Below are 22,155 nucleotides of genomic sequence, written 5' to 3'. Positions count from 1 at the left end.
GCTTCCATGATCACCCTTCGACATCCGGTCCGACGCGCCCATTCTTTGGGCTGGACGGCCGGTGCGCACGTCGGCCCGGGATGCCGTGGCACCCCCGGGCCCACATACTGGCGCCCACACATTCGTCACGGGAGGCCGTTGTGATCCAGCCCCGCGTCAAGCTCGACCCGCAGACCTCGCTCGGTCAGGCCGAGAGACTCCGCGAACCGCTGGAGGACCAGCTCACCTCCGCCCTGCGCAACGCGGTGGAGAAGGTCGAGGACGGGTACGACGGGGAGAGCGTGACCGAGGTGGAGGCGCAGTTGCGCGAGGCCACGAAAGTCGGCCTGCACCGCGACATCGCCGAGACCTACCAGCCGGACGGCGGGCAACTGCGCCAGGTGGCGGCGACCATCGTCGAGAACGACTGAGCCGTGCCGGATCGCACCCCGGACGGCCACCACGTGGTCATCGACGGCAGGAAGTGGCGGGCCACCGACCCGGACCTGCCGCCGGAGGTGTCCGAGGTGCTGCGGCACGAGCTGATGGACGCCCGCCGTGCTGTCGGGCGGGCGCTGAAGTCCGCCGACCCGGGGGCCGAACGTGATGCCCGCGACCGGGTGCAGCGGGCCAAGGTGGCGCTCGGCGAGCGCGGCACCCCGTGGTGGGAGCAGTCCGCCGGAGCGCGCCGGGAGCGCTGGGAACCGTTGTACCGGGAGCTGACCGGAAGCCGGGGTTAGCCGCACTTCAAGTTTTTCGATCCCACGCGTCACACCGTTCACGCCCGTGGGATAACCGCACGGGTGACCCAGCACGCCCGGCGCCCGACGGCCGCGCGCCGCGGCGCATTTGCCCAGGCCACGCATTCCGGGCCGGGCCTCACGTCGTCGGAGCCGGTGCATGGATAACCAAAATCCAGGCCATTAATTCGCCGTCAAGTTCCGGATTCGGCCTTCGGCCTCGGCGATTGACGTGACCTCCCCACGGCTGCGAAGTTTCTCCCGCCCCGATCGCGCACGACCCGAAGAGCTTGTTGCATGAAACACCGCAAGGCAACACCGGTTCCCGGTACTGCCGCCGACGGGGGTAGCATCGCCGGTTCCGGCCGGCGCGCACCACGCGCACGGTCGGCGTCCGAGCCGGATCACCTCCGCCGGTCGCCGCTGCGGAACACCCATGATCGCCGGTGGGGGCGTACGCCGATGCCCCGGATTCGTCCCCACCGGCCCCTGAGGTCACCCGGCCTCGGAGACCACCGGCCCCTGATACCCATCAACCCCTGAGATCGCCTGCCCGGAGTCCGGTTCCGGCCGGTCGCTGGTCAGTTCGGGGTGACGAGCCCCTGGAGGCCGACCACCACGGCGATCACCCCGAAGATCGCCAGGATCAGCCCGGCGCCCTGGAGGTCTCCGTTCTCCCGGCGCAGCGGCTGCCGCCCGGTGAGCCGGTCCCAGAGCAGGATGACGCCGACGGCCAGGCCGACCACCTCGAAGTGGAACAGGTGCGGACCCGACACCAGGTGCACGATCAGGTAGTAGCCACTGGTCACCAGGGCGACGACCCCGACGATCCAGGCGTACGGATCGAGCCGCGAGATCCATCCACCGGCCCGGTCACCGTTGGGCAGGGCGAGCAGCAGCGGCAGGGCCAGCAGCAGCCCGCCGAGGATGTTGGACAGGTCGAGAAGTAGCGCGATCACCGTGAGCTCCGATTAGCGGGCAGGCGGACGGATGCTCAGGTCGGTGAGCTCTGAAACCGTAGCAGAGCGTAGTAAAAACGCACTTCCGCGACGGCGGGCTGTGAATGCGCCATGTTCTCGTCCCAACCGGTCGGTAGCCCGATCTTCGGGATTACCATCCATGATCACGTGACGCGAGGGGGAACCATGCACGTGCGAATGTCGGTCTGGGGCCAGCGTGAGGAACAGCTGCTGGCGTCCCTGGAGAACTGGCTGCAACTCGAACCACAGCTGCGCGGGGTGCCGGTGCACCGCGAGCCGTCCGGACCCGGCGACCTGTCCGTCTCGCTGCCCGACGACGGCACGCCGGCCGTGCTGGCCGACGCCCTGAGCACCTGGATCAGCACCAGGATCGGCGACGTCCGGATCAACGTGACCGGACCGGACGGCAGTGTGGAGGTGTCGGTGGCCAACATCGCCGACCACGAGAAACTGCTGCGTGAGGTGCTCGGTCCCTGACCGGTCCGACCGGTCCCGACTCCGGCGGGCTCAGCGGTCGCCGAGCATCACCATCTGCTGGGCAGGCTCGGCCGCACGCACCCGGATCGTGTCCGGCGCGGTGTACACGACGCCGTCCGCGATGCCGGTGACCCCGTCGATCAGCACCGGGATGCCGGTGGTCAGCCAGGTCAGCGCGACGCCGACGAAGTCGCCGGTGCGCCCGTCCAGCCGGTACTGCTCCTGCCAGGCCGGGCGCAGGCAGCCGAAGGCCACGGCATGCGCCCGCAGCACGGCGGCGCCGGCGGCGTCCAGACCGTCGACCGCCCGGTGGGTGCGCCCGCGCAGGCAGTCGCCGTCCAGCACCGCGTCGAGCGCGTGCGTGGTGGCCTGGGCGTTGGGCACCGGGGCGCCGGGCACGCCGCGCATCGTCATGGCGAAGGTGTCGCGGGCGAAGGTGAGAGCAGCGGCCAGGAACCCGGCACCACTGCTGCGGGCCGTCACCGTGCCGCCGGGACTGAGCACGCCGGGATGCAGTTCGAGGGTGGAACCGCCGGTGAGCAGCTGGGTCTCGGTGCCACCCCGGGTGGTGCGCACGGCGCCGAGCCCGGCTGCCAGCTGTGCGCCGTCCACCATTGTTCTGGAGCGCCAGGCCCGGGGCAGGCTGACACTGACCGGATAACCCTGGGTGTTGGTGACCCTTAGCACCGGCCGGCCCTCGTCCAGGCCGTAGCACCAGCGCATCCGGTCGCTGCCGGTCGAGCGCACCCGCACCCCGGTGGCCAGGGCCTCGGACTCGTCCCGGCAGGAGGGTGCCACGGCGGTGGCCGCGAGCGCCTGCCGGTAGGCGCCGGCCACGGCGTTGCGCAGCGCCGCGAAGTCCCAGCCGAACGCGTTCCACCAGGCCAGCTCGTAGACCTCGGCGGTGATCGTGGCGCGGTCCGGGTCGTAGTCGGCCGCAACGGTTTTCCAGCTGCCGGAGACCGGGTCGAAGTGCCCGAGCACGGCCGCCGCGTCGGCGTCGGCGCGGGCCGGAAGGGGTTGCATCAGCACCGGGAAGGTCAGGCGCACGGGCCCGGTCAGGCGGGCTCCCTCGAGCGAGATCTCGTAGGCGTCGAGCACCCCGAGGAACGGCGAGGGCGCGGCCGGCGCCGCGTGGCCCGGTCCCGCCCTGCGCACGGTGAGCCTGCCGTCGCCGCTGACCGAGCCGGCGGGCACGTCGACGGACGGCCCACCCGGCACCAGCACCCGGCCGCCGGCGGCACCGACCATGCCGGTCTGCATCACCTGGGCGGCCGGGCCGACCTGGGCCACCTGTCCCATGGCCGGGCGCACCTGGCCGGTCGCGGCCGGGTCACCACTGCACCCGGCCAGCACCGCGGCACCGGCCACGACGCCCAGCAGCCTCGTCAGCACCGTCGAGTCCCGTTCCATCTGCGGCACCTTCCCTGTACGGCACCCTCCGCGCGCACCTTCTGCGCACGGCTCACACGTGCGACGCCGACCGGGCGGCCCGTTCCCCCGGCGGTCCCCCACCGTAGAACCCGGACCCGGTTCGCAGGGGCCTACCGGCGGGTCTCCGACGAAGGGACGAGATCCGCTCTCGACCCGGCGACGGGCCGAAGGACGGCGGGCCCCGAGGGCGGGCGGGGCGATGTGCGGTTCCGGGAGCCGAACCGTTAGCGTGACCCGGTCCGGAACACCGTGCGTGAGGAGAGCAGGAACGCGTGCCAGTCAGGCAGTCGGCGCAGTCGGCAGGCAGGCACGTGGCCCGAAGGCACTTGCCCGGCCAGGCTTCACGCGCGGAACAGGCCGGGCAGCCGGCCCAGGTTCCCGGCTCCCGCTCGGCCGGTCCCGACCAGCTGAAGGCGATCCTGCTGATCCTCGTGGTGTTCGGCCACACCTATGCCGAGGGCGTGGGCCAGAGCTTCACCAAGTGGCTGATCTACGGGTTCCACATGCCGCCGTTCCTGTTCCTGTCCGGCTACCTGCTGCGGGCCGAACGCCTGCGCCAGCGGGACTATCCGCGGCTGCTGTCCGACTACGCCCGGCGCATGCTCGCCCCCTGGCTGATCGTCAGCGCGCTCTGGGCCGCCACCTTCGGCTCGTTCTCACTGAACCACCCGGTGCGGTCGACGATCGAGTTGCTCACCCTGCCGCAATGGCATCTCTGGTACGTGCCGGTGCTTTTCGCGATGATCAGCCTGGCCTGGCTGGCCGTGCGACTGCCCCGGCCGCACCTGCTGCTGGCCCTGGTGGCGGCGGCCGGCTGGCTGGCCTGGGGCACCCCGCTGGCGAGCCAGATCCCGCATCTTCCCGAAAAGCTGGTGGACGCCCGCTACTTCAGCTACCTGATCTGGTTCGTCGCCGGGTTCGCCGCCCGCAACGTGCACACCCCGCGGGCCCGGCCGTGGCTGCTGGTGCCCGGAGCGCTCGGGGCGATGCTCTACGTGGGCTCGTACCAGGGCGGCGCCTGGCCGGCCGCGATCGGTTTCCTGGTGCTCAATCTCAGCCTGGTGGCGGCCGTTCCGTCGCTGCTGTCGGCGCTCAGCACCCCGGTGCAGGGCTGGCTGGTGTTCATGGGACAACAGTCGCTGTGGGTGTACCTGTTCCACCCGTTCGTCACCAGGCCTCTGCAACAGCTGGCCCTGCCCGGTCTCTGGCAGCGTGCGGCCGGGCTGCTGCTCACGGCCGCGATCTGTGGGGTTGTCGCCGTCCTCCACCGCCGGTCGGTGATCGACCTGCGAGAACCCGCGCACGCACCCGCCGCGGCCACCGTCTCGTCCTAGGCTGCCTGTTCATGGACGACGAAGAGCAGCTGATCCGGCTCGCCACCGCGACAGAGCATGTCCTGCTCGACTTCGACGGACCGGTCTGCGACCTGTTCGCCGTCCTCACGCCCGACGTGATCGCCGCCGCCCTGCTCGACGAGCTGGGCGCGCTGACGGACGGCCCGGTGGACGAGGAGCTCGACGGCATCGACGACCCGCTCGACCTGCTCGACGGGGTGGCGGAGATCTACCCGGGGCTGACCGCCCGGGTGGACGCCTCGCTGCGCGACGCCGAGGTGGACGCGGCGGAGCTGGCACCGCTCACGCCGGGTGCGGTGGATTTCCTGCGGGCCTGCGCGGAGGCCGGGCGGCCGGTCGCGATCGTCAGCAACAACGGCGCCGAGGCGGTGCGAGCCCTGCTGGAGCGGCACGAGCTGACCGGCCTGGTGCGACACGTGGAGGGGCGCGACCCGGACCCGCGGCTGATGAAGCCCGACCCGACGCCGCTGCTGCGAGCCGTCCGGGCGCTGGGCGCCGACCCGGTCACCACCACGATGATCGGTGACTCCTCCAGCGACATGCTGGCCGCCCGGGCCGCCGGCGTGGAGGCCGTGGCCCTGCTGGACACCCCGCCGCCCGCCGCCGGCCCGCACACGGGCCAGGCGTGGGTCGACGGGATGACGACGCTGGCGCGGGTCTTCCGCGCCTGAGCGAGCCTAGTGCTGCTCCGACCCGTAGAAACCGTCGAGCTGGGTGTCGAGGTAGGCCAGGTCGGGGTGCTGGCGCAGGTCCGAGAACAGCTCGTCGGCCCGCAGCCGGGCCGAGAACACCTCGAGCTTGTGGGCACAGGCCTCCAGCGTGCTGGCCATGCGGCTGAGTTCGTCCATGGCTCAATCATGTACGCCACGTAGCCGGTTGTGGTCACCCCGGCCCCCGGACCACCCGGCCGGAGCAGCCGGCCACCCAACGGCGTATCCCGCTCGCATCCTTTCTACGCCGGCCGGGTGAAGGCACCCCTTCCGGCTTCAGCCCGGCTCGTGACGGGCGTCTGGATCCCGATGCCCCACCGCCGGTTCAGGCCCGGATCTCGATCGGTGTGCCGAGCGGAAGGGTCTTCGCCAGCTCGGTGATCACCTCGTTGGACAGCCGCAGGCAGCCGTGGCTCACGTCGGTGCCGATCCGGTCCGGCTCGTTCGTGCCGTGCAGGCCGAGCTGGCCCGGGCCGCCCGCGAACTTCTTCAGCGTCTCCGAGTGCGCCGAGATGCCGAAGGCGTAGGGCCCGTAGGCGCCGTCGGGGTCGGACGGCTGGAGCAGCTCGGTCAGGTAGTACTCGCCCGGCGGGGTCGGGGTGGTCGACTTTCCCACTCCCACTGGATGTTCCGCCAGTTTCTCACCGTTCTTGAGTACCTCCAGCCGGTGTTCCGCCATCGAGACCACCAGACGGTACGGCGTGGTGGTCAGCTTCACCTGGCCGGCGTCGATCCAGCCGGTGGCGCCGTTCGGCCGGGTGGGCAGATGCACCTGGAGCCGGTCCCCCTGCTCACCGATCACCAGAAAGGTCAGCGGGCCACCACTGGCGATCGGATTGGCCAGCGTCCGGGTCACCGGCCCACCCGCCGTGCCGTGCACCTGGATCGTGTCCACCGTCGCGGTCGCCACCAGGCTGCCCGTCGCGGCGGGGTTCTCGGCCTGACTCACCTTCTGCGTCCGATCCGGGCTCTCCTCAGCCATGGACGACGAGGAGCACCCGGAAATCAGCACACCGCAGGCCATCACGGCGGCCGTCAGCATCTGCGGGACACCCCGCCGGGCCGGCGGCCCGGCGGGACGACCACGAAAGATCATGCGCACCAGGATCAGCCGGTGAAGCTCGGGTCGGCGGGAACCGGGCGGGCGGGTGACGCCTCGGCGGTCTCGCGGGGCCGCGGGTCCACGGTGGTCGCCGCGGAGGGCCGGGTCACCGGCGTGGTGGCCACCGAGGTGGTCTCGATGTCGTCTGTGGCGGAACGGGTTCCGGTCGGCTCGGCGGTGGCCGGGGGCGAGGTCGGCACGGCCGTCTCCTCGGCGACGGCGGTGGGCGTGGTGGCCGGGGCCCGGGTGACGCCCGCGCGGACGCTGGTCGTCGCCGGCGTCGGCTCGGCATCCCGCCCGGCGGCCGTGGCCGTGCCCGCGGCGGCGATCAGCAGCCCGCCCGCCATCACGACCGACATCGCCAGTTTGCTCCTGCGCAACATCTTTCCTCCTGAGGAAAACCGGATCAACGCCTGTACGACTCCCGGACCGGACGAAAGGTTGTGCGACAGGGCAAATGCTATTCGCCGCCCGGAGTGGCCTCCACCGTCTCCCGAGCAGTCGTCTCCCGGGCGGTCGTCTCCGGAGTGGCCGACTCCGAGGTCACCCGCGACCGGACGACGGCGTCCGTGCTCTCCGCCGTGGTCGCCGGGTCGGTGGCCGTGGAGGTGCCCTCCGGGCCGGTCGTCGGGTCGGCCGGGTCAGCTGTGGGGTCGGCCGTGAGGGCGGCCGTGGGGGTGGTGGTCGGGGTCGCCGATTCCGGGGCGCTCTCCCGCGTCGGCTCCGGCGTCCGCGTGGTGACCGGGTGCGGGGTGGGTGCCACGGTGGTGCCGACCGGCGGCCCGGCCGGCACCACCGTGGTCTGCTCCTGCCGTCCGAGCAGGGCCGGCACGGTCAGCAGCACGGCCGCGATCACCGCCGCGACCGCCGGCGGAACCAGCACCGGGGCCCGGAACCAGCTGGTGCGCCGGTGTTTCCGCATCCCCTGCCGCAGCCGCTCGCGGGCTCCGGCGCTCGGCTGCACGTCTCGTAGCTCCTCGTCCAGCATGCCGCGAAGCCGCCGGGCGAGCTGTTCGTCGTCCGTCATCGCTGTTCCTCCTTCCCGGCCGGAGCGCCGGTGCCGAGCACCGTGCGCAACTTGGCCAGCCCCCGCGAGGCGTAGCCCTTGACCGATCCCGGCCGCAGCCCGAGCGCGTCGGCGGTCTCCTTCTCGGACAGGTCCAGGTAGTGCCGCAGCAGCACGGCCTCGCGCTCGCGCCGGGGCAGCGCCCGCAGCGCGGCCAGCAGCGGGGCGGGCAGCTGCGTGCCCAGCGCCGCGTCCTCCGCACTGATCTGGTCGTGGTGCCGCAGCCCGGCCAGCCGCAGCACCACCGACCGCCGCCGCAACCGGGACCGCGCCGCGTTCACCACGCTGCGGTGCAGGTAGCCGACGGCCTCGTCCTTGTCGCGGATCCGCCCCCAGCTGCTGTGCACCGCCAGAAACGCGTCCTGGACCACGTCTTCCGCCACCACGGGATCCCCCACCAGCACCGTCGCGACCCGCAGCATGCGTAGCCGGTACCGGTCGAACAAAATCTCCACCGCGGCCTCGGCGCCGACGGAGGACAGAGCGGGCAGCTCCTCCCCGCCGGCGCCGCGCACGGCGTCCGCTGACCTGGACGTGACCATCACCTCGGTACGACGCACGACCCCGGGAAAAGGTTGTGCCCGGTCTCAGCTCAGGGGAGGTCCAGGAGAAAGACCAGGGCCCGGTCCACCTGACGCAGCTCGTCGAAGGTCAGGTCCCCCACCCGCTCCCCGAGCCGGACCTGCGGATCCACCGACTGCATGGCATCGCACAGCACAGCCGTCTCGCCATTCCCCCAGTCGACGACCGGCCGCAGCACTCCCGGCACGACGTTGTCGCTGCTGGAGGTGGGCACGACCAGCCAGCGACTCAGGTGCAGCAGGCGCGTCGCCTGCACCACCACGCCGAAGCGCTGACCTGACTGCTCGTGCCCCAGAGCATCTTTCGGACGCCGCAGCCGGTGAACGCTACCCCTCATCGTCGCCGGCCAGGTCGGCGGCCGCGGCCGCCACCTCGGCCCGGTCGGCGGCGTCGGCAGCCATCTCGTCGGCGTGCCGGGCCGCCGAGCGGCGCCACTCCTGCTCGTCCAGGGCGGCGAGCGCGACGCCCAGCGCACGGTCGGCCGACACCCCCATGCGCGAGGCGACCGCGTTCAGCGCTTCCTGGTTCTTCCGGGTCACCCGCAGGCTGCTGTAGTCGCTCACTCTACGAGTATGCACTGTGCATACGACTTGGCTCAAGGCCGCTCCCCCCGTGATCGTCATGCGACAAAGTGTTACCCAAAGCCGGGATTCGCCCCAAACCGCGAGGTCACTCCCCGGCCAGCACCGCACTCACGAAGGCGTAGACATTCAGCTGCAACGCCTCGATCCGCTGCTGCCGGGCGGCCTCCCGGTCGAAGCCCTCGTAGGCCGGCGGCGGCAGCACCCGCACGTTCGCCGGGCACTCGAAGCCGGAGCACACCAGGGTGCCGAGGGTGTTGCCGTTGCGCCCGGCCTGACCGGCCCGCCTGGCCGAGAAGAAGACCACGTCGTTGGGCAGCAGCACGTCCTCGCACCAGTTGCACTGGGCCCGGCGGCGCACCACGGCGTCGGAGCGGCGCATGATCACGCCGACGAGCCGGTCGTCGATCTCGGCGAACACGTAGCCCTGGTTCGGGAACTTCCGGTCGCGCCAGCCGAGGTAGTCCAGGTTGTCCCAGTCCAGGTCGGCGAAGTCGTCGGGCAGCGTGAGTTCCCTGCGCTCGCGCAGGGTGGAGTTCACGAACGAGGTGCGGATCTGCTTCTCGGTGATCGGATGCATGGCGAAGCCCCTGAAAGTCTCAATGTCTGATGGCCCGGCGGCCGGAAACCGGCGGACGGGTGCGCTGAACGGTGGTGGAGTGACGGCCGGGCACGCGAAAACGCGCACACACCAGCCAGAACGTGAAAGTCACCAAGGGGGGCGGGGCTACCTCGTGCCGGCGCGGTCGGCGCCGAGAACCTCCAGACGCCCAGCGGGCGCAGTGCACGAGAGACCAGACATGCGAGCGAGTGTACGCCTCACATCGAGGTGCTGTGGTCGCCCTTGTCCTTGTCGGTACCGCCGGGCAGGTCGAAGTCCGTCACCGGCAGCCGGGCCGCGTCGAGCACGAACAGCAGCGACTTGTTCATCTTCCGGATCGCCGGCAGCGCGTTGTCGTCGTTCACCGCGACCAGCCGGACCTTCCCGGCGCCGGCCCGGCGCAGGGCCGCGGCATTGCCCGCCGCGTTGCGGGCCAGCGTGCCGACCGCGCTGAGCAGGTAGTCCTCGGCGTCCGCGGTGATCGGTGGCGCCTCGACGTCGGCCAGGGTGGTGCGCAGATCGTTCATCTGCGAGGCCACCCGCTCCAGCACGGCCCGCTGCGGCCCGAGCCGGAGCGCGGTGCCCTGCCGGTTGTGCCGGGTGACCGCGGCTTTCGCCTGCTTCGTCGCCGTCAGATAGTCCCGCTCGGCGGCCAGGAACGTCTCCCGCGACCCGAGCAGGTCTTCCAGCGCGGGCAGCACCCGCTCCTGCACCTTCTCGATCGCGGCGGCGTCCCGCTCCTCCTCGGCGTTCCCCCCGAACAGCCGCATCGCGCCCACCACCAGCGCCAGCACGACCACGGCGATCCCGGCCGTCAGCAGCAGCCGGCGACGGCGCACCGGGTCGCGCAGCGGCGCCTCCTCGGCGATGTCGTGCAGCAGCCGGGTGGTGGGAGTGGGCGGCGTCTCGGGTGCGCCGGGCTCCGGCGGCGCAGGCGCCACGACGCCGGCCGGGCCGGTCGCCGGGCCAGTCGCCGCGTCGGTCGCCGTGCCACCCGGGGCACCGTCCGTGGTGGTGCTCATCGGCTCGTCATCGGCTCCGCCGGGCCACGGGTTGAGCCGGATCGCCCCTCAGGATCGCTGCCGGGCCCGGAAGGCGGCGACCTTGGCCACGTTTCCGCACTCGGCCATCCCGCACCAGCGCCGGCTGGAGGCCCGGGACACGTCGACGTACAGCCGGGTGCAGCGCGCGTTGGAGCAGTCCTTGACCCGGGCCAGGTCGGGGCCCGCCAGCAGGTCGAGCGCGTCGCGCACCAGGGCCCCGAGCAACTGCTCGACGCTGCTCGTGCGCGACACCGTGCCGTCGGCCCGCAACTGGAGCCGGGGCCCGGGCCCGGCCGCCAGCCGGTTGAGCAGCGCCACGTCGGGCGCGACCGGGGCCTGCCCGGCCCGCACGGCCGACACCACCCGGTACAGCGCCTCCCGCGCCTGCCGCACCTGGTCGAGCTCCGCCGGGCCGGCGGTCACCTCGATGCCGAGCGACGACCCCGCACTCCACGTGCTCAGGTCGCCCGGCACGTGCAGCTGCTCCTCCGGGACGTCACGCCGCCACTTCAGCGTGCCGAGCAGATCGAGGCTGGGTCTGTTGCTGACGTACACGAACATGTAACCATCTTAGCCGGTTACCACGACCGCTGAGAGAGGACGCATGAGCGATCTGCGAGTACCCGACGACGACTACATCTATTTCGTCGGCCGGGCCCTGGACGGCATCCGCACGGTGGTCGGGCAGCTCGGCGACGAGCACGTCAACCGTCGCCCCCGGCCCACCGCCAACAGCCCGTTCGGCCTGGTCACGCACTGCCTGGGGGTGATGGACTACTGGTGCGGCACACTGATCGCCGGGCGCCGCACCGACCGCGACCGGGACGCCGAGTTCACCGCCACCGGCTCCGCCGCCCAGTTGCTCACCGCGATCGACGACGCCCGCACCCGGTTCCTCGCCGACCTCACCCACCTGCGCAGCGACGACCCGCCGGCGGTTCCGCCCGACCCGGCGTTCCAGGGGCCGGAGCGACCGCTCACGCAGGGCGGGGTGCTGCTGCACGTCTACGAGGAGCTGGCGCAGCACCACGGCCAGCTGGAGGGACTGCGGGACGAGTTGACGGCCCACGCCGTCCCTGATTTTGAGCCGTCCCTGACCTGGCTGCGGGCCCGCCGGAGCGTGAAATGGCATCGCCCGGGGCCGGATCTGCTGCCCACGTGGGTGGCCGACATGGACTTCCCGGTGGCGCCGGTGGTGCGCCGCGCCGTGCTGGAGGTGCTCGACCGCGGGGATCTGGGCTACCCCGACCACCCGGACGGGCTCGACCCGCTGGCCGAGACCTTCGCGCACCGCATGCACCGGCGCTTCGGCTGGCACGCCGAGCCCGAAAAGGTGCGCGGAATCACGGATCTGCTGGCCGGGCTCCAGATCCTGCTCGATCTGACCACCCGGCCGGGTGACGGGGTGATTCTCCAGGAGCCGAACTACCCGCCGTTCCGGGCGACCGTGCCGACCATGCGACGCCGGGCCCTGAACCTGCCCCTGGTGCTCGACGGCGGCACCTGGCGGCACGACTTCGAGCGTCTGCCCAGGGATTTCAGCGCCAGGGTGCTTCTTCTGGTGAACCCGCACAACCCCACCGGCACCGCCTTCGAACTCGACGAGCTGCACCGGCTGGCGAATTTCGCCCTGCGCCACGACCTGCTGGTGATCAGCGACGAGATCCACGCCGACCTGGTGCACGACCCGCACCGGCACATCCCGTTCGCCACCCTCGGACCCGAGATTGCCTCCCGCACCGTCACTCTCACATCGGCCACCAAGGCGTTCAACATCGCCGGCCTGCGCACGGCACTCGCCCACATCGGGCCCGACCGGGTGCGTCAACGGTGGGACGGCGAACCCCCGGACATCCACGGCGTCGCCAACGTGCTGGGTGTGGAGGCCACCCGGGCGGCCTGGGAGCACGGGGACGGATGGCTCGACGGGGTGCGGGCACACCTGCTGGAGCGCCGCGACCAGCTGGCCACGGCGGTGAAAACCATGCCGGGCGTGCGGCTACGGGTGCCCGACGCCACCTACCTGGCCTGGCTGGACTGCTCCGGTGCGCTGCCGGGGCAAGACGCCGCGGCCTTCCTGGAACGCCGGGCCCGGGTGTTCGCCGGCCCGGGACCGGACTACGGCGGCGCGCCGGAGTGGACCCGGCTGAACTTCGCCACCAGCACCGAGGTGCTCGGCCGGATCACCCGGCAGATCGGTGCGGCGCTCGAGAACCCCTAGACCGCGCGGAAATGCGTGACCAGTCGGGCTTCGTCGTCGAGCACGTGCAGGGCATAGCCGGGCGGGGCGTCCGGGCTGACCACGTTCTGCGCGCCGGGCTCGGCCGGGTGCAGAGTGGTGGACACGCAGCCGGGCCCGACCACCAGGGGCCGGCCGGCGAACAGCGTGGTGGCGGCGGTGTGGGCGTGCCCGCAGAGCACCGCCGCCACCTCCGGGCGGGCCTTCAGCAGACCGGCCAGACGCTGCTCACCGTGCTGCCGGATGCGGTCGATGGTGGGGATGTGCAGCACCGCCGGCGGATGGTGGAAGGCCACCATCACCGGGCCGTCCCCCTCCCGTCCGTCCAGGGCGGCCTTCATCCAGTTCAGCGTGGCGTCGCTCAGCTCGCCGTCGCTGCGGCGGGGAATCACACTGTCGCACAGCAGAAAATCCACCCCGGCCACGGTGACGGCCTGGTTGATCTCGCGGCCGGACGACGGCAGGCCGAGCAGCCCCGGGCCGAAAGTCTCGCGCACGTCATGGTTCCCGGGCAGCACCAGCACCGGCACCCGCAGCGGTTCGAGCAGCTCGCGCACCAGGTCGTACTCCGGCGCCGTGCCGTGGTCGGCGATGTCACCGGTGACCAGCACGGCGTCCAGGTCGTGCATCGGCCGCAACGCCGCCACCAGCCGCCGGGCCCGTTCCGTGGCCCGCTCCCGCAGGTCGATGTGCAGGTCGCTGATGTGCGCGAAGGTGATCACGACACCGATGGTGACGCGTCCCCGGCACCTGCCCAAGAGCCGGTTCCGGCTCACTGGCCTGGTGCTCCACCTTGATGACGGTGCCCGGGCCAGGCTAGTTTGACCCTCCAACTGAATACGCCGTCGACGCGCGACGGGAGAGCCCTGCTCCGGATCACCGGAAAAGGCGCCGTAGGAGCAATCCCTCCCCAGGAATCTCTCAGGCCCGACACCGTCGCGACGAGGCAACTCTGGAGAAATCCGGCCGGATGCCGGTTTACCGAAGGTGAAAAGCTCTCAGGTCCCAGGACAGAGCGGGGAGGAACGGCTCCCCCGTGGCACCGGTGTGCCCGGGCCCGGCTCCCGGAAGGTCGCTCATGTCGTCGCCAGACCTGCCTGCGCGTCACACCCCGCTGCACGAAGTACACCAGGCCCTCGGCGCCCGGCTGACCGACTTCGCCGGCTGGCGCATGCCGCTGAAATACAGCAGCGAGCTCGCCGAGCACCAGGCCGTGCGCACCAGCGCGGGCCTGTTCGACCTCAGCCACATGGGCGAGATCCGGGTGCGCGGCCCGCAGGCCGGGGCCCTGCTCGACCACGCGCTGGTGGGCAAGCTGTCGGCGATCTCGCCCGGTCGGGCGAAGTATTCGCTGATCTGCGACGAGAACGGCGGCATCCTCGACGATCTGGTGACCTACCGGCTGGCCGAGGACGAGTTCCTGGTCATCGCCAACGCCTCCAACGTGGCGGTGGTGCTGGCGGCGCTGACCGAGCGCGCGGCCGGCTTCGAGGCCACGGTCACCGACGAGACCGAGCAGACCGCCCTGATCGCGGTGCAGGGGCCCGCCTCGTCGTCCATCATCGAAGCCCTCCTGGGCACGGACGACGATCGCGCCGCCCTGTCCGGCCTGCGTTACTACGGCTGCCGGCCGGCCCGGGTCGCCGGGCTCGACGTGCTGCTGGCCCGCACCGGCTACACCGGTGAGGACGGGTTCGAGCTGTACGTGACCGCCGACGACGCGGTGAAACTGTGGCAGGCGCTGGAGACCGGCGTGCAGGCCGCGGGCGGTCGCCCGGCCGGCCTGGCCTGCCGCGACACGCTCCGGCTCGAAGCCGGAATGCCGCTGTACGGCAACGAACTCAGCATCGACACCGACCCCTACGCGGCGGGTCTGGGCCGGGTCGTGCAGCTCGGCAAGGACTTCGTCGGGCAGGACGCCCTGGCCCTGGCCGCCCAGGACCAGCCCGCCCGGGTGCTGACCGGCCTGACCGGGGAGGGACGCCGCGCGGCCCGCGCGGGCAACGTCGTCCTCAATTCGGCCGGAACCCCGGTGGGCGTGATCACCTCGGGCGCCCTGTCGCCCACCCTGGGCCGCCCGATCGCCCTGGCCTACGTGGACCGGGAGGAGGCCGGCGAGGGCACCGCCCTGCACGTGGACGTGCGCGGAACCCTGTTGCCCTTCGCCGTCACCCCGTTCCCGTTCTACCGCCGCGCCCGCTAGGAGATCCGCCATGAGCAACCCTTCCGACCGCCTGTACACGCCCGAGCACGAATGGGTGCTGCTGACACCGGGTTCCGAGCTCCCCGACGAGCCGGTGCGGGTGGGCCTGACCACCTTCGCCCTGGACGCCCTCGGTGACGTGGTCTACGTCGACCTGCCCGAGGCCGGCACCCACGTCACCGCCGGCGACGCCTGCGGCGAGGTGGAGTCCACCAAGTCGGTCTCCGACCTGTACTCCCCCGCGACCGGCGTGGTGGCCGAGGTGAACCAGGCGATCATCGACGACCCGGCCCTGATCGCCGCCGACCCGTACGGCGAGGGCTGGCTGTTCACCGTGCGCCCGGAGTCCACGGCGAAGCTGCTCACGGCCGACGAGTACGAGCCGCTGACCGCCTGAGCTGCCTGACCCGCCTGACCCGCTTGACCTGCTGCAACCGTCACCGATCCGGTCGGGACTCCCGGCCCGGGTGAGGGGCCGGCGTCGCGACCGGATCGGCTTGACGGGGTAGACCTGGTTTAGCGCATGCGCAGCGCTCGCGGCAGCGGAACGCGCAGGTAGCAGCGGGGCACCTGGTCGGCTCAGGCGTCGATCCGCCGGGCCACCAGGTAGGTGCCGGTGCCGAACACCAGCACCAGGAGCCAGGGATAGCCGGCGAACAGCGCCGCCGTGGACTGGCCGGCGAACCAGTCGGCCAGGGCGGTCCATGCCTCGGCGTAGGTCACATTGAGGACGACGAGGAGCACCACAACGCCCGCCGCAGCAGAACATGCAGGTCAGCCATCGCACCCGCCCGAGGATCGGCGGCGCGCGACGTCGGCCGGAACACCATCGGCTGCCGTACGGGCTCTTGGCCGGTCCGATCAGCCCGGCCGGCTCGGTCAGTCCGGCCGGCTGGATCAGCCGGCCCGCTCGATCAGCCGGCCCGCTCGATCAGCCGGCCGGCTCGGTCAGTCCGGTTGCCGGTCCTCGTCCGCCAGCACGGCGAGCTTGCGCAGCAGCCGGTTCAGGGTGGCCAGCTCACGGGGGGACAGCGCCCCGAACAACCGTTCCTCGGCCTCACCCCGCAGTCGCATGGCGCGGCGCCACACCTCCACGCCGGACGCGGTGGCCTCGATCGTGACGCTGCGCCGGTCGGTGCGGCTGGGGATGCGTTTGACGTGACCGGCCTTCTCCAGGGCGTCGAGCCGGCCGGTCATCCCGGCCGGCGAGACGTCGAGCGTCTGGGCCAGTTCGCGGGGCGACGCGATGCCGGGGGTGTCGCGGATCATCAGCGCGTGCAGGGTCTCGTACTCGTACGTCTGGAGCCCCACCCCCGCCGCGGCCTCACGCAGAGACTGCTTGGTGTAGCGGGAGATTCGTGACAGCCGCACGGTGGCGGTCTCGATCGCGTCGTCGAAGGAGATGTCGATCCAGTGGTCGCGCCAGCGCGCCACGTGCCGTTCGGCGAAGTCCTCTCCCACCGGTTCACGGTAGCAGCCCTCGTCGTCATCAATTTTGTTGACGAATATTTCGCTGGCGAACTACTTTGCCGGGATGCGAACGGGGAGCACGACGACCACGGCGTTCCGGCTGCTGCTGGCCGGGCGCACCGTGACGAGCCTGGGATCGGCCGTGGCACCGGTGGCGCTCGCCCTGGCGGTGCTGCACCTGGGCGGTCAGGCCACCGAACTCGGCCTGGTGGTGGCCACCTACGCACTGGTCGAGGTGCTGACCACGCTGGTCGCCGGGGTGGTGGGCGACCGGCTGCCGCGCACGCTGCTGATGCGCGGCTCGGCCTGGCTGGCCTGCGTGGCCCAGGGCGTGGTGGCGGTCAGCCTGATCGCGGGCTGGGCCACCGTTCCGCTGCTGGCCGTGATGGGCGGGGTGAACGGGGCACTGGCCGCCCTGGGCGGGCCGAGCTCCCGGGCCGTGCTCCCACAGACCGTGCCGCCCGAGGCGCTGCCGAATGCCGTCTCGGCCGTGCGCCTGGCCCAGAACACCGCCATGGTATTGGGTTTCAGCCTGGCCGGGGTGCTGGTCGGTTTCTTCGGGGCGGGCTGGGCGATCGCCGTCGACGCGGCCACCTACGCGGTGGCCGCGCTCTGCTACACCGCGATGCGGGTCGGGCCGCACGCCACCGGGGAGCCCGGCTCGCTGCTCGGCGACCTGGGTGCCGGAGCCCGGGAAGTGCTGCGGCACACCTGGTTGTGGGTGCTCATCGCGCAGGCCCTGGTGTACCACCTGTTCTACGGCGGGGTGCAGGGCGTGGTCGGCCCGGTCGTGGTCACCCGGGACTTCGGCGAGCAGGCCTGGGGCCTGGCCCTGGCCGCGCTGATGACCGGCTTCATGGTCGGCGGGCTGATCACGCTCCGGTACCGGCCCACGCGACTCCTGTTCTCCGGCACCGTGTTTCTCGGGCTCACCGCCTGCTTCCCGCTGGCCATGGCGCTGCGGCCCGGGCTGCCGGTGATCCTGCTCGGGGCCTTCCTGCATGGCCTCGGCCTGGAGATCTTCAGCGTCAACTGGGATCTCGCGATCCAGCAGCAGATCCCGCCGGACAAACTGGCCCGGGTGTTCGCCTTCGACCACATCGGCTCGTTCGTGATGCGTCCGCTCGGCCTGGCCGTGACCGGGCCGGTCGCCGAGGCACTCGGGCAGAGCACCTGGCTGCTGGTCACGGCCGGCGTGATGGCCGGCTCGACGGCGCTGGCACTGCTGCCCCCGTCGGTGCGCACACTGCGGCGCGCACCGGCCGGACATCAGGCTCCCGGCAGCTCCGCGGCGGGATAGCGCCGTGGGGTCCAGACCGTCTGTGTGCCGTCGGGTTTCGTGCTCACCCGGGTCTGCGACGAGCCGATGATCAGCAGCGTGCGCATGTCGACGAGCTGCGGGTCGAGCTCACCCAGCGGCACCACGGTCAGCTGCTCGGCGTCGGAGCCGATCGCCCGGCCGACGATCACCGGGGTGGCCGGGTCGCGGTGGCGCAGCACGATGTCGCGGGCCAGGCCCACCTGGTGGCGACGCTCCCTGGAGGCCGGGTTGTAGATGGCGATGACCAGGTCGGCGGCGGCCACCGCGTTTAGCCGCGATTCCACCACGGGCCAGGGCTTCAGCCGGTCGGAGAGCGAGATGGTGCAGAAGTCGTGGCCGAGCGGCGCACCGGCCCGGGCCGCCACCGCCTGCGCGGCGCTCACCCCGGGCAGCACCCGCACCGGAACGTCTTTGTACGCGGGCTCGTCGGCCACCTCCAGCACGGCCGAGGCCATCGCGAAGACGCCCGGGTCACCGGAACTCACCACCACCACACGGCGCCCGCGCAGGGCCAGGTCGAGGGCGAAGGCGGACCGCTCGGACTCCACCTTGTTGTCTGAAGGGTGGCGCCGCTGGCGGGGATTCACCGGCACCCGGTTGAGATAGGTGACGTAACCCACCAGGTCGTCGGCCTGCGACAGCGCCTGCTGCACCTCGGGGGTGGTCCACTCCCGAGGCCCGGGGCCGAGACCGACCACCACCACCTCACCGGCGTGCGCGGTCTCGGTGAACTCCGCCTCGGGCAGGGCGCCGGTCTCGTTCAGCGGGCCGGGCATCAGCGCGATCGACATGTACGGCACGTGCCCCGCATCCACCTCGGCCAGCACCGAGGTGCGCTCGGTGTCGGTGCTCGCCCGCTCCACGTAGAAGGCCCGGTCGAGCTTGCCCGCGTCGGCGAACCCCTGCCGCACCCCCTCGAAGGTGCGGCCGAGCTTCATCACCACGGCGGCGTCGGTGTCGGCCAGCCGTCGGGTCAGCTCGTCGGGCGGCAGGGTGCCGGGCAGCACGGTGAGCACCTCGTCACGCTCCACCAGCGGGCGGCCCAGCGCCGCGGCCGCCGCGCTGAAAGCCGTGATTCCGGGCACCACCTCGGCCGGGAAGCGATGGGCGAGCCGCTTGTGCATGTGCATGTACGACCCGTAGAACAGCGGGTCGCCCTCGGCCAGCACCACCACGTCGCGGCCTGCCTCCAGGTGCGCGGCCAGGCGCTCCGCGGCCTCGGTGTAGAACTCGTCCATCGCCCCCTGGTAGCCACCCGGATGATCGGTGGTCTCCGTGGTGACGGGGTAGATCAGCTGTTCCTCGATCTGGCCCTCGCGCAGGTAGGGCTCGGCGATGCCCCGGGCGATGCTGCGGCCGTGACGCGCGCTGTGGTAGGCGATCACGTCGGCGGCGCCGATCAGCCGGACCGCCTTGACGCTGACCAGTTCCGGGTCGCCCGGGCCCAGCCCGATGCCGTAGAGGGTGCCGCTCATTCCTTCTCACTCGCGATCGCGTTGACGGCCCCGACGGCCATGGCACTGCCCCCACGCCGGCCGTGCACCACGACATAGTCCAGACCGAGCGGGTTCTCGCTCAACGCTACCTTGGACTCGGCGGCACCGATGAAACCCACCGGGATGCCGAGGATCGCGGCCGGGCGCGGCGCCCCGTCGCGGATCAGCTCCAGCAGCCGGAACAGGGCGGTCGGCGCGTTGCCGATCGCGACCACGCCACCCTCCAGCCGGTCCAGCCAATGGTCGATCGCGGCAGCGCTTCTCGTGGTGCTCAGGCTCCGCGCCAGGTCGGGCACACCGGGGGCGTTCAGGGTGCAGACGATCTCGTTGTCGTGCGGCAGCCGGGCGCGGGTGATGCCGCTGGCCACCATCTGGGCGTCACAGAACACCGGCGCACCGTCGAGCAGGGCCTGCCGCGCGGCCTTCACCGCGTTCGGGCTGTATGCGAAGTCGCGCGCCAGATCGGTCATCCCGGACGAATGGATCATCCGGACCAGCACCCGGGCCACGTCCTCGGGCATCCCGGCGAGATCGGCGGCCGCCTCGGACCGGATCGTCGCGAACGACTCCCGGTAGATCTGCGCGCCGTCGGCCTCGTACGGGCCCGGCCAGCCGGTGCTTTCCGTCACTGGGGTGTTGTCTCCTCGAGAAGAACCACATTCATGGACGCCGCTGCGTCCCGATCCGCGTCACCGAGCTCACCGGTCACCCGGTAGCCGCCCACCTCCGCCAGCAGGGCCACCCCGCTGTGCGGGATCCCGCAGGCGCGCTCGCATCCGGCCCAGTGTACGAGGGGCCCGGACCCACCACAGACCCCGGCAAAGGCACGGGCGTCGGCCTGCACGTCGGTGAGGGACTTCGCGCAGCCCGGCCGCCCCGCGCAGGCGGTGACCCGGGCCCACGGCGCGTCCGGTTCCAGCACCAGCCCGGCCCTGGCCATCAGGTCCCTGGCCACCAGCGCCGAGGGCAGGTCGAGGTCCCGCACCAGCAACCGGCGCCACGGGGTGATGCGCAACGGGGTGGCGCTGCCGTCGAGCACCGCGCCGTTCAGCACGGCGCCGTTCAGCACCGCATCGTTCGACGCAGCGTCGTCCGGCACCGCACCGCCGTCCGGCCCGGCCCCGCTCAGCAGGGCCAGGTCGCAGCTGTCCGCGACGGCGTCCATCTGCTCGCCGCCGAGGATCGACAACGGCACCACCGCACAGACCGCGTAGCGCCCGTCCCGCTGCCCGATCAACCCCGGCGCCGGAACCGATCCACCCGGCATCGGCACCTCGGCCCACTCGTACCCGGCCTCCACCAGGGCGTCCACGATCGCGTCAGCGCCACCGGGCAGTTCACCCACGCGCCAGGCCTTGCTCCCCTGCCGCTCCCGTTCGGCCAGGAACGCGGTGGCCGCGACCAGCACGGCGTCCACCACCCGGCCACGGGCCACGGCGACACCGCCGGCCGCTCCGGCCGGCCGGAGCACGAAACGCCCCGGGCCCACGGCCAGCACCAGCACGTCCGGCTCCTCACCGGCGATGTCGCCGGTGCCGTCGTCGAGGCCGATCATGAACCGGCCCGGCAGCGCGACCAGATCGCCCCGGGCGCAGAGCGCGGCGTCGAGGCGGGGCACGAGCTCATCGACGTCATCAATTGAACCCACCACCCGGCCGGACAACGGTGAGGCGATGATGTTGCGCACCCGCTCGTGGGTGGGGTGGGGCAGCAGGCCGAGCGCGCCCAGACGGGTCTCGGCGAGCCCGAGATCGCTCTCCGCAACTCCTCTGACCTGCATGTTTCCTCGCGAGGTCAGGCCCAGATCGCCGTCGGCGAGCTCCGCCGCGACGGCCCGCAGCCCGCGGAGCAACGACACCGGCACCGCTCCTCCCGGAACCCGCATCCGCACCAGGGCGCCGTCCGCCGCGATGTGCGGACGCAACACCCCCGGGCAGGAATCGGCAACCACTCGTTCCACCGGCTTCAACGCCACGCGACCAACCACTCCGGGATCGTACGTACCCGCTTCCCCTGCCCGGCCAGGGCACATCGGCCCCGGGCGGAGGAGGATTCGGGTCCTGTGGCGCCGATCGTGCCACCTGTCGGCCCGTGCGTCACGGCTCCGGCCGGCGGTCGGGACCCCGGGGACGCCGCGCCGGTGGAACCTTCGGTTCCTCCCGCAGGTCGATGGTGAGGGACGCCGTGCGCTCGGGTACCGGGGTGGACCAGAGGTCCTGCGCCTCCTCGATCCGGGCCAGCTCGGTGACCTCGTCGCCGGCCACCTTCTCCAGCCGGGCGGCGCGATGGGCATCGTTCATCGCGTGGGTGAGCACGGCCAGCTCGTGCTCCCGGGCGGACCGCTGGTCGCCGAGCAGCAGACTCACGCGTTCCAGCTCGGAACGGCGGCAGTCGGCCTGGTCGGCGTACCTCAGTTCGGCCGCCACGTACTGGTGGGCCAGCCAGGTGCGCCAGGCCTCCAGGGCGGCGCCGGTCAGCCCGAGCCCGCCGGTGATCAGCCAGCCCGTGGTGGTCGGGCTGTGCCAGGCGATCCCGGCGCCGGCCAGGGCCAGCCCACCCGGGGTGAACCGGGTGCGCAGCAGCTGGGCGCGATATCGCTCGTCCGCCACCCGTGCTCGCCTGCCGGACCCACGGCGATCCGGTTCGGCCAGGCCCGGCGGCCCGGGCACGTCCACGTGAACAGACATCGCGGCCCCCGGTGGTGTCTTACAGCCCCGACCTCGATTTCATTCTGTCACGTAACAACACTGAGCGTTAAGTCAGATGGTCGGGTGAA

The 22,155-nt window shown here is 72.1% G+C and carries 28 protein-coding genes and 1 riboswitch; of the genes, 9 read left to right on the top strand and 19 right to left on the bottom strand.

The window, feature by feature from the left end:
• Window positions 1–140 precede the first annotated feature (140 nt).
• Window positions 141–410, top strand: a complete 270-nt coding sequence (locus KIH74_RS10725) for a hypothetical protein (RefSeq protein WP_214155697.1) — start codon at window positions 141–143, stop codon at window positions 408–410.
• Window positions 411–413: 3 nt separating this feature from the next.
• Window positions 414–719, top strand: coding sequence for a hypothetical protein (locus KIH74_RS10720; protein ID WP_214155696.1), 306 nt, complete (start codon window positions 414–416; stop codon window positions 717–719).
• Between the two features lie 581 nt (window positions 720–1,300).
• Here the strand turns inward: KIH74_RS10720 and KIH74_RS10715 are convergent.
• On the bottom strand, window positions 1,301–1,678 hold the full coding sequence (locus tag KIH74_RS10715) for a hypothetical protein (protein WP_214155695.1): 378 nt from the start codon (window positions 1,676–1,678) through the stop codon (window positions 1,301–1,303).
• A gap of 186 nt (window positions 1,679–1,864) precedes the next feature.
• Between KIH74_RS10715 and KIH74_RS10710 the strand changes: the two genes are divergently transcribed.
• A complete protein-coding gene (locus KIH74_RS10710; RefSeq protein ID WP_214155694.1) occupies window positions 1,865–2,176 on the top strand; it encodes an effector-associated constant component EACC1 in 312 nt (103 codons plus the stop codon).
• A gap of 30 nt (window positions 2,177–2,206) precedes the next feature.
• Here KIH74_RS10710 and KIH74_RS10705 read toward each other — a convergent pair whose 3' ends face one another.
• Entirely contained in the window at window positions 2,207–3,589 is a 1,383-nt protein-coding gene (locus tag KIH74_RS10705; RefSeq protein WP_214155693.1) for a hypothetical protein, read from the bottom strand.
• A 332-nt stretch (window positions 3,590–3,921) separates the two neighbouring features.
• Between KIH74_RS10705 and KIH74_RS10700 the strand changes: the two genes are divergently transcribed.
• Window positions 3,922–4,944, top strand: a complete 1,023-nt coding sequence (locus KIH74_RS10700; RefSeq protein WP_214155692.1) for an acyltransferase family protein — start codon at window positions 3,922–3,924, stop codon at window positions 4,942–4,944.
• Window positions 4,945–4,955: 11 nt separating this feature from the next.
• On the top strand, window positions 4,956–5,636 hold the full coding sequence (locus KIH74_RS10695; RefSeq protein WP_214155691.1) for an HAD family hydrolase: 681 nt from the start codon (window positions 4,956–4,958) through the stop codon (window positions 5,634–5,636).
• Between the two features lie 6 nt (window positions 5,637–5,642).
• Here the strand turns inward: KIH74_RS10695 and KIH74_RS10690 are convergent, their stop codons facing one another.
• From KIH74_RS10690 to KIH74_RS10645, 10 genes are all read right to left on the bottom strand, one after another.
• Window positions 5,643–5,813: a hypothetical protein gene (locus tag KIH74_RS10690; protein WP_214155690.1), complete on the bottom strand. Its 171-nt coding sequence runs from the start codon at window positions 5,811–5,813 to the stop codon at window positions 5,643–5,645.
• A gap of 187 nt (window positions 5,814–6,000) precedes the next feature.
• Complete coding sequence (locus tag KIH74_RS10685; RefSeq protein ID WP_214155689.1) at window positions 6,001–6,771, bottom strand: L,D-transpeptidase; 771 nt, start codon at window positions 6,769–6,771, stop codon at window positions 6,001–6,003.
• 11 nt (window positions 6,772–6,782) lie between these two features.
• Complete coding sequence (locus KIH74_RS10680; protein ID WP_214155688.1) at window positions 6,783–7,160, bottom strand: hypothetical protein; 378 nt, start codon at window positions 7,158–7,160, stop codon at window positions 6,783–6,785.
• A 77-nt stretch (window positions 7,161–7,237) separates the two neighbouring features.
• Entirely contained in the window at window positions 7,238–7,804 is a 567-nt protein-coding gene (locus KIH74_RS10675) for a hypothetical protein (protein WP_214155687.1), read from the bottom strand.
• Window positions 7,801–8,403 (bottom strand): SigE family RNA polymerase sigma factor, encoded by a 603-nt coding sequence (locus tag KIH74_RS10670; RefSeq protein ID WP_214155686.1) that lies wholly within the window; start codon window positions 8,401–8,403, stop codon window positions 7,801–7,803. Before KIH74_RS10670 ends, KIH74_RS10675 begins: the two co-directional genes overlap by 4 nt.
• A gap of 32 nt (window positions 8,404–8,435) precedes the next feature.
• Window positions 8,436–8,762, bottom strand: a complete 327-nt coding sequence (locus KIH74_RS10665; protein WP_214155685.1) for a type II toxin-antitoxin system PemK/MazF family toxin — start codon at window positions 8,760–8,762, stop codon at window positions 8,436–8,438.
• Window positions 8,752–8,988 (bottom strand): hypothetical protein, encoded by a 237-nt coding sequence (locus KIH74_RS10660; protein WP_214155684.1) that lies wholly within the window; start codon window positions 8,986–8,988, stop codon window positions 8,752–8,754. Before KIH74_RS10660 ends, KIH74_RS10665 begins: the two co-directional genes overlap by 11 nt.
• A 106-nt stretch (window positions 8,989–9,094) precedes the next feature.
• On the bottom strand, window positions 9,095–9,586 hold the full coding sequence (locus KIH74_RS10655) for an FBP domain-containing protein (RefSeq protein WP_214155683.1): 492 nt from the start codon (window positions 9,584–9,586) through the stop codon (window positions 9,095–9,097).
• Window positions 9,587–9,825: 239 nt separating this feature from the next.
• On the bottom strand, window positions 9,826–10,629 hold the full coding sequence (locus KIH74_RS10650; RefSeq protein WP_214155682.1) for a hypothetical protein: 804 nt from the start codon (window positions 10,627–10,629) through the stop codon (window positions 9,826–9,828).
• Window positions 10,630–10,677: 48 nt separating this feature from the next.
• Window positions 10,678–11,211 carry a CGNR zinc finger domain-containing protein gene (locus KIH74_RS10645; RefSeq protein ID WP_214155681.1) on the bottom strand — a complete coding sequence of 178 codons (534 nt, stop codon included), beginning with the start codon at window positions 11,209–11,211 and terminating at the stop codon, window positions 10,678–10,680.
• A gap of 43 nt (window positions 11,212–11,254) precedes the next feature.
• Between KIH74_RS10645 and KIH74_RS10640 the strand changes: the two genes are divergently transcribed.
• Window positions 11,255–12,871 (top strand): aminotransferase class I/II-fold pyridoxal phosphate-dependent enzyme, encoded by a 1,617-nt coding sequence (locus KIH74_RS10640; protein ID WP_214155680.1) that lies wholly within the window; start codon window positions 11,255–11,257, stop codon window positions 12,869–12,871.
• Here KIH74_RS10640 and KIH74_RS10635 read toward each other — a convergent pair.
• Window positions 12,868–13,611: a metallophosphoesterase gene (locus tag KIH74_RS10635; RefSeq protein WP_214155679.1), complete on the bottom strand. Its 744-nt coding sequence runs from the start codon at window positions 13,609–13,611 to the stop codon at window positions 12,868–12,870. The genes KIH74_RS10640 and KIH74_RS10635 overlap by 4 nt on opposite strands.
• A 124-nt stretch (window positions 13,612–13,735) precedes the next feature.
• Window positions 13,736–13,835: riboswitch (glycine riboswitch) on the top strand.
• Between the two features lie 132 nt (window positions 13,836–13,967).
• On the opposite strand from KIH74_RS10635, the gene gcvT reads away from it, so the two are divergent.
• Both gcvT and gcvH read left to right on the top strand, forming a co-directional pair.
• Window positions 13,968–15,092, top strand: coding sequence for a glycine cleavage system aminomethyltransferase GcvT (gene gcvT / locus KIH74_RS10630; RefSeq protein ID WP_214155678.1), 1,125 nt, complete (start codon window positions 13,968–13,970; stop codon window positions 15,090–15,092).
• 10 nt (window positions 15,093–15,102) lie between these two features.
• Window positions 15,103–15,489, top strand: coding sequence for a glycine cleavage system protein GcvH (gcvH, locus tag KIH74_RS10625; RefSeq protein WP_214155677.1), 387 nt, complete (start codon window positions 15,103–15,105; stop codon window positions 15,487–15,489).
• A gap of 182 nt (window positions 15,490–15,671) precedes the next feature.
• Here gcvH and KIH74_RS10620 read toward each other — a convergent pair whose 3' ends face one another.
• Complete coding sequence (locus KIH74_RS10620; RefSeq protein WP_214155676.1) at window positions 15,672–15,836, bottom strand: hypothetical protein; 165 nt, start codon at window positions 15,834–15,836, stop codon at window positions 15,672–15,674.
• Window positions 15,837–16,040: 204 nt separating this feature from the next.
• A complete protein-coding gene (locus KIH74_RS36155) occupies window positions 16,041–16,553 on the bottom strand; it encodes a MarR family winged helix-turn-helix transcriptional regulator (protein WP_214155675.1) in 513 nt (170 codons plus the stop codon).
• Window positions 16,554–16,626: 73 nt separating this feature from the next.
• Between KIH74_RS36155 and KIH74_RS10610 the strand changes: the two genes are divergently transcribed.
• Window positions 16,627–17,862, top strand: coding sequence for an MFS transporter (locus KIH74_RS10610; RefSeq protein WP_214155674.1), 1,236 nt, complete (start codon window positions 16,627–16,629; stop codon window positions 17,860–17,862).
• On the opposite strand, the gene KIH74_RS10605 is transcribed toward KIH74_RS10610, so the two are convergent.
• The 4 genes from KIH74_RS10605 to KIH74_RS10590 all read right to left on the bottom strand — a co-directional run bounded on the left by KIH74_RS10605 (window position 17,832) and on the right by KIH74_RS10590 (window position 21,988).
• Window positions 17,832–19,358, bottom strand: a complete 1,527-nt coding sequence (locus KIH74_RS10605; RefSeq protein WP_214155673.1) for a precorrin-2 C(20)-methyltransferase — start codon at window positions 19,356–19,358, stop codon at window positions 17,832–17,834. The genes KIH74_RS10610 and KIH74_RS10605 overlap by 31 nt on opposite strands.
• Window positions 19,355–20,008, bottom strand: coding sequence for a precorrin-8X methylmutase (locus tag KIH74_RS10600; RefSeq protein ID WP_214155672.1), 654 nt, complete (start codon window positions 20,006–20,008; stop codon window positions 19,355–19,357). The genes KIH74_RS10605 and KIH74_RS10600 overlap by 4 nt, the downstream gene beginning before the upstream one ends.
• Window positions 20,005–21,354, bottom strand: a complete 1,350-nt coding sequence (locus KIH74_RS10595; protein WP_214155671.1) for a ferredoxin-like domain-containing protein — start codon at window positions 21,352–21,354, stop codon at window positions 20,005–20,007. The genes KIH74_RS10600 and KIH74_RS10595 overlap by 4 nt, the downstream gene beginning before the upstream one ends.
• A 121-nt stretch (window positions 21,355–21,475) precedes the next feature.
• Window positions 21,476–21,988 (bottom strand): hypothetical protein, encoded by a 513-nt coding sequence (locus tag KIH74_RS10590; RefSeq protein WP_214155670.1) that lies wholly within the window; start codon window positions 21,986–21,988, stop codon window positions 21,476–21,478.
• Window positions 21,989–22,155 lie beyond the last annotated feature (167 nt).

Origin of the sequence: Kineosporia corallincola, from assembly GCF_018499875.1 — a bacterium.
GTDB classification, from domain to species: domain Bacteria; phylum Actinomycetota; class Actinomycetes; order Actinomycetales; family Kineosporiaceae; genus Kineosporia; species Kineosporia corallincola.
The sequence above is the reverse complement of the archived record's forward strand: the minus strand, read 5'-3'. Positions and strand labels throughout refer to the sequence as shown.